General features: G+C 72.3%; 12 protein-coding genes. 4 read left to right on the top strand and 8 right to left on the bottom strand.

All coding sequences use genetic code 11. The features are described 5' to 3' along the window. On the bottom strand, positions 1 to 576 hold a 576-nt coding region (locus ABZ635_RS21080; RefSeq protein ID WP_357767811.1), incomplete at its 3' end, for a WHG domain-containing protein. Between the two features lie 181 nt (positions 577 to 757). Here ABZ635_RS21080 and ABZ635_RS21085 point away from each other — a divergent pair. The 3 genes from ABZ635_RS21085 to ABZ635_RS21095 all read left to right on the top strand — a co-directional run bounded on the left by ABZ635_RS21085 (position 758) and on the right by ABZ635_RS21095 (position 6,460). Continuing rightward, a complete protein-coding gene (locus ABZ635_RS21085) occupies positions 758 to 1,456 on the top strand; it encodes a response regulator transcription factor (protein ID WP_357767814.1) in 699 nt (232 codons plus the stop codon). Beyond that, the gene (locus ABZ635_RS21090; RefSeq protein WP_357767817.1) at positions 1,453 to 5,484 is read left to right on the top strand and encodes an MMPL family transporter; all 4,032 of its coding nucleotides are present in this window, start codon (positions 1,453 to 1,455) and stop codon (positions 5,482 to 5,484) included. Before ABZ635_RS21085 ends, ABZ635_RS21090 begins: the two co-directional genes overlap by 4 nt. Before the next feature lie 127 nt (positions 5,485 to 5,611). Continuing rightward, a complete protein-coding gene (locus tag ABZ635_RS21095) occupies positions 5,612 to 6,460 on the top strand; it encodes a transporter substrate-binding domain-containing protein (protein WP_357767820.1) in 849 nt (282 codons plus the stop codon). Positions 6,461 to 6,548: 88 nt separating this feature from the next. Here the strand turns inward: ABZ635_RS21095 and ABZ635_RS21100 are convergent, their stop codons facing one another. From ABZ635_RS21100 to ABZ635_RS21125, 6 genes are all read right to left on the bottom strand, one after another. Continuing rightward, positions 6,549 to 7,976 (bottom strand): acyl-CoA synthetase, encoded by a 1,428-nt coding sequence (locus ABZ635_RS21100; RefSeq protein ID WP_357767823.1) that lies wholly within the window; start codon positions 7,974 to 7,976, stop codon positions 6,549 to 6,551. Between the two features lie 187 nt (positions 7,977 to 8,163). Continuing rightward, positions 8,164 to 9,075: a shikimate dehydrogenase gene (locus ABZ635_RS21105; protein WP_357767825.1), complete on the bottom strand. Its 912-nt coding sequence runs from the start codon at positions 9,073 to 9,075 to the stop codon at positions 8,164 to 8,166. Then, complete coding sequence (locus ABZ635_RS21110; protein WP_357767828.1) at positions 9,072 to 10,985, bottom strand: TIM barrel protein; 1,914 nt, start codon at positions 10,983 to 10,985, stop codon at positions 9,072 to 9,074. The genes ABZ635_RS21105 and ABZ635_RS21110 overlap by 4 nt, the downstream gene beginning before the upstream one ends. 119 nt (positions 10,986 to 11,104) lie before the next feature. Beyond that, on the bottom strand, positions 11,105 to 12,100 hold the full coding sequence (locus ABZ635_RS21115; protein ID WP_357767831.1) for a DctP family TRAP transporter solute-binding subunit: 996 nt from the start codon (positions 12,098 to 12,100) through the stop codon (positions 11,105 to 11,107). Positions 12,101 to 12,173: 73 nt separating this feature from the next. After that, positions 12,174 to 13,448, bottom strand: a complete 1,275-nt coding sequence (locus tag ABZ635_RS21120; RefSeq protein ID WP_357767833.1) for a TRAP transporter large permease — start codon at positions 13,446 to 13,448, stop codon at positions 12,174 to 12,176. Then, positions 13,445 to 13,984 (bottom strand): TRAP transporter small permease subunit, encoded by a 540-nt coding sequence (locus tag ABZ635_RS21125; protein WP_357767835.1) that lies wholly within the window; start codon positions 13,982 to 13,984, stop codon positions 13,445 to 13,447. Before ABZ635_RS21125 ends, ABZ635_RS21120 begins: the two co-directional genes overlap by 4 nt. Before the next feature lie 152 nt (positions 13,985 to 14,136). On the opposite strand from ABZ635_RS21125, the gene ABZ635_RS21130 reads away from it, so the two are divergent. Further along, entirely contained in the window at positions 14,137 to 15,138 is a 1,002-nt protein-coding gene (locus ABZ635_RS21130; protein ID WP_357767839.1) for a LacI family DNA-binding transcriptional regulator, read from the top strand. 142 nt (positions 15,139 to 15,280) lie between these two features. On the opposite strand, the gene aztD is transcribed toward ABZ635_RS21130, so the two are convergent. Continuing rightward, positions 15,281 to 16,468, bottom strand: a complete 1,188-nt coding sequence (aztD, locus tag ABZ635_RS21135; RefSeq protein WP_357767842.1) for a zinc metallochaperone AztD — start codon at positions 16,466 to 16,468, stop codon at positions 15,281 to 15,283. Between the last annotated feature and the right edge of the window lie 27 nt (positions 16,469 to 16,495).

The following is a 16,495-nucleotide window of genomic DNA, read 5'->3' on the forward strand; positions in this document are numbered from 1 at the left end:
CGGGCCCCCGACCCCCCCCCGGTGTACCCGTGGGGGGGGGGCGGCGCCCCCCCCGCCCCCCCCCCCCCCCCGGGGGGGGGGGGGGGGGCCCCCCCCCCCCCCCGCCTCGAGGTCGCTGAAGCCGTGGCAGGTGCTGCGTAGCAGGCGGACCGCGTCGGTGGCGTCCTGCCCGGTCAGCTCGTAGCCGCGCAGCAGGGCGAAGCAGGTGTCGATGATGCGTGTCACCCCGGTGGACGCGTCGAGCCGTTCGGGTGGGACGGGGTGGCGGGTGGCGGCGTAGCGGCCCGGATGGCCGGTCGCGAACGCCCGGTAGGCGTCCGCGAAGGCTCGCAGCGCCGTGTGCCCGGAGCGGCCGGCCACCGCACGCCCGAGGGTGTCGGCCCACTCGTCGTGGGCCAGGAGCGCGACGCTCTCCTTGAGGTCGGCCAGGCTCTTCACGTGCGTGTAGAGACTGGCGTCACGCACGCCGAACCGCTCGGCGAGGACCGCCAGAGACAGGCGGTCGAACCCGATCTCGTCGGCGACGTCGGCGGCGGCGGACACCAGGGTGTCCCGGGTGAGTCCCACACGCGGCATGATGATCCTAACCTTCCTAGGTTTTTTCCTACTCTGCCTTGGATCGGAGGCGGGGGCAACCGCCGGATGGCCGTCCCGGTCGGGCCGCGGGGTTACCATCGGGCCCGGGTCCGGGCGACGACAAGCCCGTGACCTGGGCTCTCATCGCTCTCTCATCCCCTTCGGCTGTGATGGACCGATCATGCAAGCCAAGATCCTCGTCGTCGACGACGAACCCAACATCCTCGACATGGTCGCGACCGTGCTGGAGTTCCACGGATTCGAGGTGCGGACCGCCGCCACGGCGGCCGAGGCGCACACCGCCGCCCACCTCTTCGGGCCGGACCTGGTCGTACTGGACGTCATGCTCCCCGACGGGGACGGGTTCGACGTGTGTCGCGCGCTGCGGCGCTCCCGGCCCGGCCTGGGCATCGTCTTCCTCACCGCGAAGGACGCCCACAGCGAGCGCGTCGCGGGTCTGACCTACGGCGGCGACGACTACGTCACCAAACCGTTCAACACCGACGAACTGGTGGCGCGGGTGCGGGCGGTCCTGCGTCGCACGCGCCCGGGGAACGCCCCCGACCCCGGCGACGGCGTCCTGCGCTTCGCGGACGTCGAACTGGACGAGCGCGCCTGCGTGGTGCGCAGGGCCGGTCACCCCGTGCCGCTCTCGCGCACCGAGTTCGACCTGCTCCGCTACCTGATGCTCAACAGCGGACGGGTGCTCTCGCGCCCGCAGATCATCGACGAGGTGTGGAGCGAGGGCTACACGGGCGGCTCCAACATCGTCGACACCTACGTCGGGTACCTGCGGCGCAAGCTCGGCGCCCACGGCCCGAACCTCATCCGCACCCAGCGGGGCTTCGGCTACGCGCTGCGCGAGGGCGATCCCGAGTGAGGGCCCCGTGGCGGACCCTGCGCGGCCGGATGGTGGTGGTCAACGCCGTCCTGATGCTGCTCGCGCTGAGCGTGGTGGCGGTGGCGAGCTCGACCTTCCTCGGCTCCTACCTGGTCGACCGGCTGGACGAGCGGATCGAGACCAGCGCGTCGTTCGTCCGCGCCAACCAGGACGAGATCTTCACCAAGAGCCCCGACCAGCTCGTCGAACAGATCCGCGCTCCCGGCGACTTCATCGCCGAGTTCGTCACCCGGGTGCCGGGCGACAGCCACCCCAAGGTGCACCGCCTCCAGGGTTCGGGGCCCACACTGGTCCGCGACATCGACACCGACAGCGCCCCCGAGGGCGTGTTCACGGTCGAACGGGAGGGGGACGAGTACCGGGTCAAGGTGCTGCGACTGCCCGAGCAGGACGCCGTCGTCCTGCTGGGCGAACCCCTGCGCCCGGTCATCGCCACCGTGCACCGGCTCGTCGCGATCCAGGTGGTGGTCGGTCTGGTCATGCTCGGGTTCGCGCTGGCCGCCGGGACCGCCGTCATCCGCAGGGGCCTGCGCCCGCTGGACGACGTCGTGGAGACGGCCGAGGCGATCGCCCGGGGCGACCTCGAACGCCGCGTCCCCGAGCCCGCCCCGGGGACGGCCGACGAGATCAGCCGCCTCACGCTGTCCATCAACCGTATGCTCGCGCGTCTGCGCGGCGCCCTCCACGCCCACGAGAGGTCCGAGGAGCGGCTGCGCCGGTTCGTCTCGGACGCCTCGCACGAACTGCGCACCCCGCTCACGTCGATCCGCGGCTACCTCCAGCTCGTGGCCCAGGGGGTGGTCGACGTCGCCCGGCGCCCGGACGTCATCACCCGCTCCCAGCAGGAGTCGGAGCGCATGGCCGCGATCGTGGACAACCTCCTCTACCTGGCCCGCCTCGACGAACGGCCCGCCCCCCGGTACGAGGTCGTCGCGCTGGGCCGCGTGGTGGCCGACAGCGTCTCCGACGCCCGCGCCGCCCAGCCCGAACGCGAGTGGCGCACCGACGTCACCGCGGACGGGCTCGTGGTCGGCGACGAACCGGAACTGCGCCAGGCCGTCTCCAACCTGCTGGCCAACGTGCGCGTGCACACCCCGGCCGACAGTCCGGCGACCGTCCGGCTGTACCGCACGGACGGACGCGTGGTCCTGGAGGTGGCCGACGAGGGCCCCGGGGTCCCCGAGGAGAACGCGGCGTTCGTGTTCGAGCGCTTCTACCGGGCCTCGGCGGCCACCGGACGCCCCGGCAGCGGGCTGGGACTGCCCATCGTCCGGGCCGTCATGCGGGCCCACGGGGGCGAGGCCGAGTTCTCCTCCACCGCGGCGGGGGGCACCACGGTCACCCTGCGCTTCCCGTCCCGTCCCGCCCCGGACGGCGGCGCGGACACCGGTCGACGTGACGACGATCTCACCGGCGGCGCGCCGTTCTCATCGAACTCTCATGGTTTTCGGCAGTTCGCCTCATCGGCGTCGTATGAGCTGGAACGGAAGCGTACGTCGGGGTTGAGGGGAATGAGTATGGCTGGGCTGCTCTATCGTCTGGGTGGGTTCGCCTACCGACGACGATGGCTGGTCGTGTTCTCGTGGTTGCTGGTCCTGGTGCTCGCGGGCGGTGCGGCGCTGGTGTTCCGCGCCCCGCTCAACGACGCGCTCAGCATCCCCGGCACCGAGTCGGAACAGGCCACCGACCTGATGGAGGCGCGGTTCTCCACCACGGGTGAGTCCGTCACCGCCGTGCTGCGCGCTCCCGACGGCTCCGACGTCATCGAGGACGACCGGTACGCCGACGCCGTGCGGGCCACCGCCGACGAACTGGCGCGGGTTCCGGGCGTCGACGAGGTCTTCAGCCCGCACGGGATTCTGGAGGACGCCCGGCAGCAGTACGACGACGGGATCGCCGAGGGCGAGGAGGAGGCCCTGGAGGCCGCCCGCGAACAGGTCGAGGGTCTGGTCCCGCCGGAGACGCCCGACCGCGACCAGGTCGTGGAGGACCTGATGGTCGAGGCCGAGGCCCAGGCGCTCGCCGCCGTCGCCGAGCAGGCACCCGACTTCGACGAGGAGCAGATCCTCGACCAGGTGCCGCAGCTCTCCGACACCCGCGACAGCGTGATGATCCAGGTCCAGCTGGAGTTCCGCAACGGCGAGGTCCCCTCCGAGACCGTCGAGGCCATCCTCGACACGGGTGACCAGGCCCGCGCCGCCGGGATGGACGTCGAGTTCAGCGGTCCCTCCATCACCCAGCAGGTGCCCGCCATCATGGGCCCGAGCGAGGTCGTCGGCCTGGTCGCCGCCCTCGTGGTCCTCATCATCAACTTCGGCGCCCTGGTCACCGCCGGTCTGCCCATCCTGCTCGCCCTGATCGGCGTGGGTGTGGGCATGCTGCTGCTCTACGCCTCGTCCAGCCTGATCGAACTCACCAGTACGGCCCCGATCCTGGCGCTCATGCTGGGCATCGCCGTGGGCATCGACTACTCGCTGTTCGTCCTCTCCCGCCACCGCAAGCAGGTGGCGCAGGGCTGGGACCCCGCTGAGTCGGCGGCCCGCGCCATCGGCACGGCCGGCAGCGCCGTGGTCTTCGCGGGGATCACGGTCGTGATCGCGCTGCTCGGGCTGTCGGTGGTCCAGATCCCGTTCCTGACCCTCATGGGCGTGGCCGCGATGGTCACGGTCGCGGTCGCGGTGCTCGTCGCGATCACGCTGCTCCCGGCCCTGCTCGGGTTCATCGGCCACCGGGTCACCGCCGGGCGCCTGCCGGTGCTGGGCCGCCGCGCCGAGCGGGCGATGGTCTCCGAGCGCACCATGAGCGCGCGGTGGATCGGCATGGTCATCAAGCGTCCCATCATCGCGATCGTGGGCGTGACCGCCGTCCTCGGGGCGCTCCTGCTCCCCCTGGGCAGTATGCACCTGGGCCTGCCCAGCGACGAGACCAGCTCGACCGACACCACGCAGCGCCAGGCCTTCGAGATCATCAGCGAGGAGTTCGGTCCCGGACACACCGCACAGCTCGCCGTGGTGGCCGACCTGACCGGGCTGCCGGACATGCCCGCCGCCGCCGACGAGGTGGCCGAGCGCATGGAGGAGGTCGACGGGGTCGCGGAGGTGTTCCCGCCCCAGCTCAGCGACGTGCGGGACACCGCGATCATCGTGGTCATCCCCGAGACCGGCCCCTCGGACACCGCCACCGAGGACGTGCTGCACGACGTGCGCGACCTGCGGGGCGAGATCGAGGACGAGACCGGCGCGAAGATCGTGGTGGCCGGTGCCGCGGCCATGGCCATCGACGTCTCCGAACGCCTCGCCGACGCCCTGCCGGTGTTCGCCGCCGTGGTGATCGGCCTGGCCCTGGTGCTCATGACGGTCGTGTTCCGCTCGATCCTGGTGCCGGTCAAGGCCGCGCTGGGGTTCGTGCTCAGCGCGGGCGCCTCCCTGGGCCTGACCGTGGTCGTCTTCCAGTGGGGGTACGGGGCCGGGCTGTTCGGTGTGGAGCCGGGGCCGCTCCTGGCGTTCATGCCGACCCTGATGATCGGCATCCTCTTCGGTCTGGCCATGGACTACGAGGTCTTCCTGGTCTCGCGTATGCGGGAGGACCACGTGCACGGCGCCGAGCCGATGGCGGCGATCTCCACCGGCTTCACGCAGGGGGCGCGTGTGGTCACGGCGGCCGCCGCGATCATGATCAGCGTGTTCGCGTCGTTCGTGTTCGGCCACGTGGAGATGCTCAAGCCGATCGCGTTCGTGCTGGCCGTGGGCATCCTCATCGACGCCTTCCTGATCCGGATGACGCTCGGCCCGGCGATCATGGCGCTCTTCGGACGGGCCACCTGGTGGCTGCCGCGCTGGCTGGACCGTCTGCTGCCGAACGTGGACATCGAGGGCGACCGGCTCGCCCCCGCCGCCCCGGTGCCCGGTGAGGGCACCCGCGATGGTGGGGAGACCGGCGGCCCCGAGAGCGGTACGGACGGCGGTGGGGCCCGCGAGGCCGATGCCCCGGCCGGTTCGCCCCGGTAACGACCGCTCCGATGAACGGCCCCGCTCCGGCGGGGCCGTTCCGCGTACCCGGGCCCGCCGGTGCCGCCCGCGACCGGCCGTGGCTAGTATGACCCGGATCACTCGACAGAAGCCGGGGAGTCCGCACGTGTCACCAGAGCCAGCCCAGTCGCGCCGCCTCCGTACCGCCGCCGCCGTCGCGTTGACGGTGTCCCTGACCGCCGCGTGCTCGGGGACCGACCCCGACGGCTCGGCGCACCCGGACGTCGCCGACGCGGGGGAGAGCAGGCTCGACACCGTCCTGGAGCGCGGCTCGCTCCAGGTGTGCACGACCGGCGACTACCGGCCCTTCACCTTCCTGGAGGCCGACCCGGACGAGTTCACCGGCATCGACGTCGACATGGCGCGCGACCTCGCCGAGGACCTCGGTGTGGAGATCGAGTGGACCCGCACCACCTGGGACGACCTGATGGAGGACTTCCTCGCCGGGTGCGACGTCGCGGTCGGCGGCATCTCGATCAGCACCGAGCGCGCACGGCAGGCGTACTTCTCCGCGCCGCTCATGGAGGACGGCAAGACGCCGATCACCCTGTGCGAGAACGTTGACGACTACCGCACCATCGAGCAGATCAACCAGCCCGGGGTGCGCTCGATCATGCCCAGCGGGGGCACCAACCAGGTGTTCGCCGAGGAGCACTACCCGGACGGCGAGCTCCTCACCCACGACAACAACACCATCTTCGACGAGATCGTCGCGGGCCGCGCCGACGTGATGACGACCGACGCCTCCGAGGTGCTGTGGGTGGCCAACGAGTACGAGGAGCTGTGCGCGGTCAACCCCGAGGAGCCGTTCGACTTCTTCGAGAAGGCGTTCATGCTGCCCCGGGGCGACGACGTGTTCAAGCAGTACGTGGACCACTGGCTGACCATGGCGCTGAACGACGGCACCTACGACCGGATCGTCGAGCCGTGGTTCGGTGAGGACGTGCGGCTCTGAGCCGGGCCCGGGCCCCGGGTGAAACCCCTGGGGCCCGGACGCTGTCGGGCGGTTCGCGTGGGCACCGCCCCGGCCGCGGTCAGCGGCCTCAGCGGCCGAGCTCCCGTTTGAGGACCTTGCCCATGTCGTTGCGGGGCAGCGCCTCCACCAGGCGCAGGCGGCGGGGGCGCTTGTGCGGCGCCAACCGCGCGCCGACCAGGTCCGCGAGCTCCGCCAGGGTCGGCGGGACCGGTCCGGCCACCACCACCCACGCGACCACGCGCTCGCCCAGGTCCGGGTCGGGCTCGCCGGTCACGGCCGCCTCGGCCACCCCGGGGTGCGTCAGCAGCGCGTTCTCGACCTCTCCGGCACCGATCTTGTATCCGCCGCTCTTGATGAGGTCGGTGCTGGCGCGGCCGACCAGCCGGACGCGTCCGCGCGTGTCGCGCACGGCCATGTCCCCGGTGCGGAACCAGTCGCCGTCCATCGCCTCGTTGGTGGCGTCGGGCCGGTTGAGGTACCCGCAGAACAGGTTCGGTCCGCGGACCTGGACCTCGCCGATCTCCTCCGAGCCGGGAGGTAGCTCCGCGCCCGTGTCGTCGACCAGACGCAGGTCCACGCCGTCCAGCGGCGGGCCCACGGTGCCGGTGCCGCCGGAGTCGTCCGGGCGGACGCTGGTGTTCATGAGGGTCTCGGTCATGCCGTAGCGCTCGATCACCCGGCGCCCGGTGGCGGCGGTCAGCCGTTCGTGGTCGGGCAGCGGTAGCGGGGCCGAGCCGGACACCAGCAGTCGGGCCCCGGCCAGCGCCGCGACCAGGGCGGGGTCGTCCTCGACGGCCGAGGCGAGCCGGTGGTACATGGTGGGGACGCCGAAGAGCATGGTCGCGCCCGCCTCCAGGGCCCGGATGAGCGCGCGGACCTCGAACCGGCCCAGGTGGACCAGGTGGGCGCCCAGGTACAGGGGCCCGAGGACGCCCAGGACGAGTCCGTGCACGTGGAACAGGGGCAGGGCGTGCACCAGGACGTCCTCGTCGGTCCACTCCCAGGTCGTGGCCAGGGAGTCCAGCGTGGCGGCCACGGCGCGCCGTGAGAGCAGCACGCCCTTGGGAGGGCCCGTGGTACCGGAGGTGTAGACGACCAGGGCGGTGGCCTCGGGGTCCACCTCGCGTGAGAACGGGGGCGCCTCCGGGGCGGGGGAGGCGTCCACGTCCAGACGGGGGAGCGCGCCCACGGCGGCGGGCAGGGCGTCGTCGGGCGCGCACAGCACGAGCACGGGGACGCTGTCGTCGAGTACGTGCCGCAGCTCCGCTTCGCCGGAACGCGGGTTGAGCGGGACGACCGCGACCCCGGCCAGGAGCGCGGCGGTGACCGCCACACAGGTTTCGAGTGTGGGGGTCGCCCACACCGCCACCCGCCCCTCGCGGGGGAGCGCGGCCGCCACCAGGGAGGCCGCGCCGGACAGCTCCGGGTAGGACAGCGTACGTTCGCCGAAGGTCAGGGCCGCGACGGCGTCGGGCTCGGTGACGTGGGGGAGCACGGGGGCTCCTTTCCGGGAGGTGGGGTCCGGGGCGCGGACACCGGTGGGCACGAGCCTACGCGCGAACCCCTCGCCGTCCTCCGGCCCCGGCCGCCGCGTGGCCGAGGTGAGGCCCGGATCGGCTCGCGGACCGGTACGGCCGACGGGGCGCCCGGGACTCCCGCGCACCCCGTCGACCGTACGGTGCTCAGCCCCGAGCCGAGGCGGCGAAGTGCGCCACCATCCGGTCGTGGTCCGGAACCAGCCCCGTGATCAGCTCCAACGCCTGGGCGGCCTGGAACACCGCCATGCCGCCGCCGTCCAGGGTGGCGCACCCGATCCTCTGGGCCTCGGCGAGCAGCGCGGTGCGCAACGGACGGTAGACCACGTCGGCCACCCACAGGTGGGGTCGCAGGATCTCCGGGGCCACCGGCGGGTCCGGGTGGTGGGCCATCCCCGCCGGGGTGGCGTTCACCAGCCCGTCGGCCCCGCCGAGGAGCCCGGGTACCTCCGGGGGAGGCACCGCCCGGCACCGACGCCCCGGAAAGCGGGCCGAGAGGTCACCGGTGAGGCCGCTCGCCCGGTCGTGGTCGGTGTCCACCACCGCCAGGTCCCGCACCCCGGCGGTCATCAGGGCGTGGGCGACCGCCGCGCCCGCTCCGCCCGCGCCCAGCAGGACCACGCTGTTCCGGGGCGCGGCGGGCAGTCCCAGGTCCAGGGAGCGCGCGAACGCCGACCAGTCCGTGTTGTGCCCGACCGAACGAGCGCCGTCGAACACCACCGTGTTCACCGCGCCGAGCGCCGCCGCGTCGGGGGTGAGCTCGTCCAGGTGGGGGAGGACGAGCTGCTTGCAGGGGTGGGTGATGTTCAGTCCGTCGAAACCGTAGCGGGGGGCCGAGCGGACCAGTTCACCGACCGACGACGCGGGCAGGTCCCAGGTGTCGAGGTCGATCCGGCGGTAGACCAGGCGGCGACCGAGCGCGGCGGCCTCCGTCTCGTGCATGGCCGGTGTCAGGGAGGGGCCGATCCCGGAACCGATCAGTCCCACGAGGAAGGAGGGGGAGTCGGAGGCGGGGGCCGGAGGCCGCGCGTCCCCGTCGTCACTCGTCGGGCCCCTCACGTGTGCTGCTCCGAACGGTGCCCGGCGCGGTGCGCCGCCATCCGCACCGGGGTGTTGGCCGCCCCGTACCCCTCGTAACCGTTCACGCGCTGCACGACCTCGAAGAACAGTCGGCCGCCCAGCAGGGGCGTGTAGAGGTGCCAGAACTCGCCCGCGCCGTCGCTGTCGTGGAGGATGCCCAGGTCGCGCATGAGGGCGATCCGGGCCGGGGACAGGTCCGTCCTCGCGGCGAGGTCGTCGTAGTGGTTGTCGGGGACCCGGATCGGGGGCTCTCCGGCGGCGACCATCGCGCGGGCGACGGCGACGATGTCGTCACAGGCCAGGGCGATGTGCTGGGACCCTCCTGCGGCGTCGGCCCGGGGGCCCCGTCCCAGGACGGACACGTTCAGCGCGATGCGCGGACCCGAGCCCGGGTCCGGCCGCGTCAGGACACGGCTCCGGACCAGCCCGTCGGGAGAGGAGAGGTCGGTGTTCTCCGACGGGGAGAGCTCGAACAGGGTCCGGTAGAACAGGGAGGCCTCGTCGAAGTGGTCGAAGGGCTGGTGCAGCCCGACGTGGTCGACACCGGTGACCGGGGTCGGGGCCCCGTCGGTCCGGTGGTCCACCGCAGGTGCCGAGAAGTCCCGCGTCCAGTCCGGCGCGTCGGGCCTCTCGGGGGCGCAGAGGAAAACGGCGGTGCCGTCGGGGGCGGCGACCGCGTGCATCCGTGCCTCCGAGGGGTCGCGGCGGCGGGACAGGGCCGGGGCCGAGAGCGCCTCCGCCCTGGCCGCGGCACGCGCCGGGTCGGAGACCTCGACACCCAGCGCGGTCACGGCCGCGTCCCCGGTCCAGGTGTGTCCCAGCCGGGGGTCGGCGGAGTTGAGCAGGACGCGGGTGCGTCCGTGCTCCCAGAGTTCGACGGGTTTGGACCGGTGGTCGCGGGTGTGCGCGAACCCCAGCGCCGACAGCACCGAGCGGGCGCGCCCCGCGACGGGGTCGGCGGCCGCGACCTCGACGAACGCCAGGTTCCGGGGTGGTACCGGGTCGGGAAGCCGGTTCAGGTGCACGGGGGCGTCCGTGCTCCGGTCCCGGGGGTGTCCCGCGTCCTCGGACTCCCGAGCCCGGGCGAGCGCGTCCTCCAGGGCGGTCAGCGAGCGCAGGGCGTCCGCCGCCGTCCGGTCCGGGTCGGAGGCGCGGAAGACGTCGTTGAACACCTCCAGGGACAGCGGCCCCCGGTACCCGGAGGCGATCACGTGACCGGTGAACTCCGTCAGGTCGAAGCCGCCCTGCCCGGGGAAGCAGCGGTGGTGGCGGCTCCACTGGAGCACGTCCATGTCCATGCGCGGAGCGTCGGCCAGCTGGAGGAAGAGGATCTTCTCGGCGGGGATGTCCCGGATGCCCGAGGGGTCGTCACCCCTGGAGAGGATGTGGAAGCTGTCCAGGCACAGGCCGAGCGAGGGGTGGTCGGCGGCTTCGACGATCCGCCAGGAGTGCGCGTAGGTCGAGACACGGCGTCCCCAGGCGAGTGCCTCGTAGGCGACGCGCACCCCGTAGGGCTCGGCGGTCTCGGCCAGGGAACGCAGCTGGGCCGCGGCCAGGGCGTCGTCGTCGAGGGCCGAGGCCGTCGCGTTGGAACAGACGAGCAGGGTGTCCACCCCGAGTTCGACCATGAGCGCGAACTTGGCCTCGGCCCGCCGCAGGTTGGCCGCCCACCGTGTGTCGTCCACGCCCTCGAAGTCGCGGAAGGGCTGGTAGAGGTCGATGGTCAGGCCGAGCTCCCCGGCCAGGGCGCGGATCTCGCGCGGGGCCAGGGGCGAGGAGAGGAGGTCGTTCTCGAAGATCTCCACGCCGTCGAAGCCGACCCGGGCGGCCGCGTTCAGTTTCTCTTCCAGGGTTCCGCTGAGGGAGACCGTGGCGATGGATCGCCGCATGTCCTTCAGGCTCCGTTTCCGTGCTCGGGGAGGGCGGGTTCACGCCGGACCGTTGCCGACCCGGTGGGGGATGCAAGGGGGCGGGGCCGGTGGTGTTCGGGTACCAACCGGCCCCGGGGTCAGGCGGACTCGCGGAAGGCCTCGTACAGCTCCAGTTCCTCGCCCTCCAGCGTGGACAGGAAGTGCTCGTGGGCCCGGGCGCGGAAGGCCTCCACGTCCACGTCGTCGACGACCTCCATGGCTCCGTCGGCCTCCCACGCGGAGAGGACCTCCGCCTCCGCCTCCTCGATGCAGGCGCGGTTCTCCTCACGCACCTGGCTGACCGCCTCCTGGAGCACCTCCTGCTGTGTTTCGGAGAGCCGTTCCCAGGTCTGTCCGGAGACCACGATCATCTGAGAGCCGATCTGGTGCCCGGAGAGGCTGAGGTGGGACTGCACCTCGGAGTAGTTGTCGGCGTCCACGGTCGCGATCGGGTTCTCCTGGCCGTCCACGGTCCCCTGCTGGAGCGCCATGTAGACCTCCTCGAAGGCGACCGTCGTGGGGGAGGCTCCCATGGCCTCGGCGTTGGCGAGGTAGATGGGGGAGTCGGGGAACCGCATCCGCAGGCCGGAGAGGTCGGCGGGCGTGCGGATCGGCTGGTTGGCGGTGAAGTGTCGGTCCCCGAAGTACCAGACGTCGAGGATCTTCGCCCCGGTGGCCTCCTCGAAACCCTGCTTCACGGCTTCGGCGGCCTCGGAGTCGAAGAAGGAGAACATGTGGTCGGCGTCGTCGAAGGCGTACGCGGCGTCGAAGACACCGATCGGCTGGTGGGCGGAGCCCAGGGCCGCCGAGCCCTGCACGTCCATGTCGATGTCGCCGGACATCACCGACGCGAAGGTCTCGGTGTTGTCCCCCAGCTGACTGCCGGGGAAGGTGTCCACACGGAACCCGGCGTCGGCCTCCTCGACGTGTGCTGCCACCAGGTCGATGCCGCATCGGGTGTGCGGGTGTTCGTCGGTGTAGCTGTTGGAGAAGGTGAGGACGGGGCCGTCGGTGTCGTCGCCGCCCGTGCCGCAGGCGGTGAGGAGCAGCGCGGCCGCTGGCAGGAGCGCGGCGGCGCGGAGACCGGTGTTCATGGTGGGGCCTTTCGGTGGGGCGAGGGGAGAGGGTGTGGTCGGGGGACGGGGGCGCCGTCCGGGGGACGGCGCCCTACAGGCCGAGTCGGCCGGGGAGGAACAGGACGAGCTCGGGCGCCACGGTGAGCAGGCCGAGGACCGCCAGGAGCGGGATCAGGAACGGCGCGGTGCCGCGGAACACCTCGTGCATGGGTGTCCGGGTGGCCGATCCCAGGACGAACAGCACGCCGCCGATGGGCGGGGTGAGCAGGCCGATCATCAGGTTCACGATGGCGATCACCCCGAAGTGGACCGGGTCGACGCCGAACTGCACGGCGATGGGCAGGAGCACGGGCACCGTGATGACCAGGGCCGCGATGGGCTCCAGGATGGTGCCGATGAGGATCAGCGCCACGTTCACCAGCAGCAGGAACACGACGGGGTTGTCGGTGAAACCGAGCAGGAACGCGGCGATCTCCTGCGGGACCCGCTCACGGGCCAGGACCCAGCCCAGCAGCCCCGAGGCGGCCAGGATGAGGGTGATGGACGCCGCCGTGGTGATGGTCTCCACCGCGATGCCCCACAGCGAGCGCAGGGTGAGGCGCCGGTAGCAGAACCCGAGGACGAGGACGTAGGCGACGCCGACGGCGGCCGCCTCGGTCGGGGTGAACAGGCCGCTGAGGATGCCGCCGAGGAGCAGGACCGGCGCCCCCAGGGGGCCGATGACGCGCAGGGCCGCGGAGCGGAACTCCCCGGGTGCCGAGCGCCGTCCGGCGAGCTGGGGCTGTCTGCGGCTCCAGACGAACACGTACAGCGCCAGTCCGCCCGCGATGAGCACCGCCGGGACGACCGCGGCGGCGAACAGGGCGGCGGTGGAGACCGCGGCCACCGAGGCGTAGACGATGGCGGGGATGCTCGGCGGCATCACCGGGCTGATGAGGCTGGAGGAGGCGGTCAGCCCCAGGGCGAAACGCCGGGGGTAGCCCCGGCTGGTCATGGCCGGGACGAGCATCTTGCCCATGCCCGCGACGTCGGCCAGGGCGGTGCCGCTGATCCACGAGAAGCCGACGCTGACGCCGATGTTCACGTAGCCCAGGCTGGCGCGCACCCGGCCGAACAGCACCTGGGCGAAGGCGAAGATGCGGTCCGCGATCCCCGTGTGGTTGGCGACCACCCCGAGTAGGACGAACAGGGGGACGGCGAGCAGCGGGAAGCTGTTGACCTCCTGGGCCGCGGTGCGCAGGCTCAGCCCGGTCGACTGGTCCGTGACGAGCATGTAGAGCAGGGTCGGACCGAGGATCGCGAAGGCCACGGGGACCCGGAGCAGCAGGAGGACGAGAATCCCGGTGACGATCAGTGCCGCGCTCATTCGACACGCTCCCCGGGGGAGGACTCCAGGGCGGGAGGCGCGGGGAGGAGGGTGTTGGCCAGTGCGCGCAGCGCGGCCAGGGAGAGTCCGATCATGGGGATGACGTAGGTCCAGGACAGGGGGATGTCGAGGGCGGGAGTGGACTGCGGCGAGCCGCCGAAGACCAGCGAGGCCGCTTCGAGCACGAACCCGAAGGAGACCGCCGCGACGACGACGTTGGCCAGGACCCACACCCCGCGCAGGACCCGACCGCGGGCGACGTGGTCGACGAGCTTCAGGGTGATGTGCTCGTCGCGGCCCACCAGGTATCCGACCAGGGAGAAGGTCAGCCACACCAGGCCGAACCGGGCGAGTTCGCCGGTCCAGACCCAGCCCGCGACCGGCAGGTGGCGCTGGGTCGCCTGGACCAGCATCAGGGCGAAGACGAGGGTGAGCAGCAGGGCGCCGACGGCGAGTTCGGCCCTTTCCAGGCAGCGGACCACCCTCCGTGCGGGACTCGGGGGCCCGGTGTCGTTCGGGTCGGGGGGTTGGGTCATCCCAGTCGCTCCAGTCGGGAGGACACGGCTTTGCGCAGATCAGCGAGCCGTGGACATGGTGGTTGTCACACTTTTGTGAACTCTAGGTTTCCGTTCACAGCAATGGCAAGCGATTGCCAAAAGTTGTCACAACCCGGTAGGAAGGGGGCGAGATGAACACTCCGAGGCGCACCACCATCTACGACGTCGCGGCCGAGGCGGGGGTGGCCCCCTCCACGGTCTCCCGGACCTTCGGCAACCCCCGCAGGGTGAACGCGACCACGCGCGAGCACGTCCTGCGGGTCGCCGAACGGCTCGGTTACCGGCCCAGCCCCCTGGCCACGGCCCTACAGTCCGGGCACAAGGCGACCATCGCGATGCTGGTCCCCGACATCACCAACCCGCACTTCTTCGGGACGATCCGCGGCGCGGAACGCCGCGCGAGCGAGGCTGGGGTCACCTTCATCCTCGGCAACACCGAGGAGTCGGCCGCCAACGAACGCAACCAGATCGAACGACTGGACCACTCGGTGGACGGCTTCGTGCTGGCGGCCAGCCGCATGAGCGACGAGACGACCGTGGGGATCGCCCAGAGCCACAACCTGGCGCTGGTCAACCGCGAGGTCGACGGCCTCCCCGGCGTGGTCGTCGACAGCGGCCCGGGCAGCTGGCAGATCGTCGAGCACCTGGCCTCGCTCGGGCACAGGTCCGTCGTCTACCTCTCCGGCCCGCACCAGTCCTGGCTCGCCAACGAGCGCTGGAAGGCGCTCAGGTCGGCCGCCGAACGGCGCGGGATCACCATCGCCCGCCTCGGCCCGTTCCCGCCCAAGGTCAGCGGTGGGGGCGCCGCGGCCGACGCCGCCCTCGTGTCCGGGGCGACCGCGCTGGTGGCCCACAACGACCTGCTCGCGATCGGTGTCCTGCGCCGCCTCGCCGAACGCGGCGTCGGGGTCCCCGGCCGGGTGAGCGTGGTCGGATACGACGACATCTTCGGTGCCGACCTCTGCGTACCCGCCCTGACCACCCTGGCGGGCCCCGAGGACGAGGCGGGCCGGGTGGCGGTCGAACTCCTGCTCCGGAAGGGCTCGCTCTCCACGGCGCACCCCGCCCCGCAGAGGGTGGTGCTGCCCGCGCATCTGGTGATCCGCGACTCCACGGGACCGGCGGCGCCCTGAGGCCCTGGCCGGAGGCTGGGGCCGACCGCCCCGTCCCGCACACGGAGGCGGGGGACGGGGAACGGCCCGGGCGCCCGCGCGTTCGCGCCTGGGCACCCGAGCCGTGGCCATCCGTCCGCCGGGCGGCGGAGCCGAACGATCGCTAGTGGGCGACGCCGCTCAGCTCGTTGGGGGCCTCGTCCAGCGTCACCGAGCCGGTGACCTCACCGGAGGCCAGGTCCACCGCGTGCACCTCGTTGGTGGACGGGTCGCTCACGTAGGCGGTGCCCCCGCGCACGAACAGCGCGGGCCGGGGGTCCTGCCACTCCACGGGCTCCTCCCAGGAGTCCATCAGCTCGATGCTGCGGGTGAGCTCGCCCGAGTCGGGGTCGATCTCGTGCAGCGCGCCGTCGGTGCCCAGCACCAGGGCCTCACCGGCCGGTCCCCGGCCCAGGGAACGGAAGGTGTAGCTGGAGGGCAGGTCGACCAGTTCCAGGTCGCCCCCGGCGGTGTCGACCAGGGCGACGCGCTCGGGGCGCTCCAGTTCGGCGTCGGGGTCGCTCTTGTAGTCGCCCAGGATGACCGGCGAGGCGTCCGAACCGGCCTGGTTGCCGATCCGCCCGTAGTCGTCCGGGCTCGTGACCTTGGTGAACGCGCCGTCCTGGTAGATCAGCGCGCCGTCCTGGCATCCGATGGCCACGGCTCCGCCCTGGGCCGCGCTCTCTCCGTGCACGCCCGGGCAGTCCTCGCTGCGGGCGATCTCCTCCCCGTCGGCGTCCAGGACCAGCGCGCCGACACGCTCCTCCTCGTTGCCGAGGGTGAGCAGCATCTCGCCGTTCTCCAGCTCGACCGCCACCCCGTGGTGCGCCTCCTCGGTGGTGTGGACGTCGGTCTCCTCGGGCAGGCCCGAGCCCAGTGCGTCGGTGTCGAAGGCGGTGACCTCTCCGGTGCCGTCGGCGAACAGGACGGTCCGGCCGCCGTGGCGCACCACGTGGCCGGGGGTGTCGGCCTCGAAGAGGGTGTCGGTGAGTTCGGCCCCGACGGCGTCCAGGACCTGGAAGCCCTCCGACGTGGAGACGAACACGTGCCGGTCGTCCCCGGCGGGATTGATCCGGTTGAAGCCCTCCAGGGGGAGGTCGGCGACCACCTCCAGGGTCTGGCCGTCCAGGACGTACAGGCCGCCGTCGTAGGTGGTGACGAGGGGCTCCGTGGCCACGGTCTCGGCTGTGGCCTCCTCCTCGTCGGCGCCCGCGGCGCCGTCGTCGGTTCCGGTTCCGCAGGCGGTCAGGAGGAGACCGGCGGAGAGCAGGGCGGGCAGGGCCGCCGCGCGGATGGTGCTGTTCGAACGCATGCTTCTTCTCTCTCAGGGATGGGTGGT

It is taken from the genome of Nocardiopsis sp. NPDC007018 (assembly GCF_040635075.1).
In the GTDB taxonomy this organism is placed as follows: domain Bacteria; phylum Actinomycetota; class Actinomycetes; order Streptosporangiales; family Streptosporangiaceae; genus Nocardiopsis.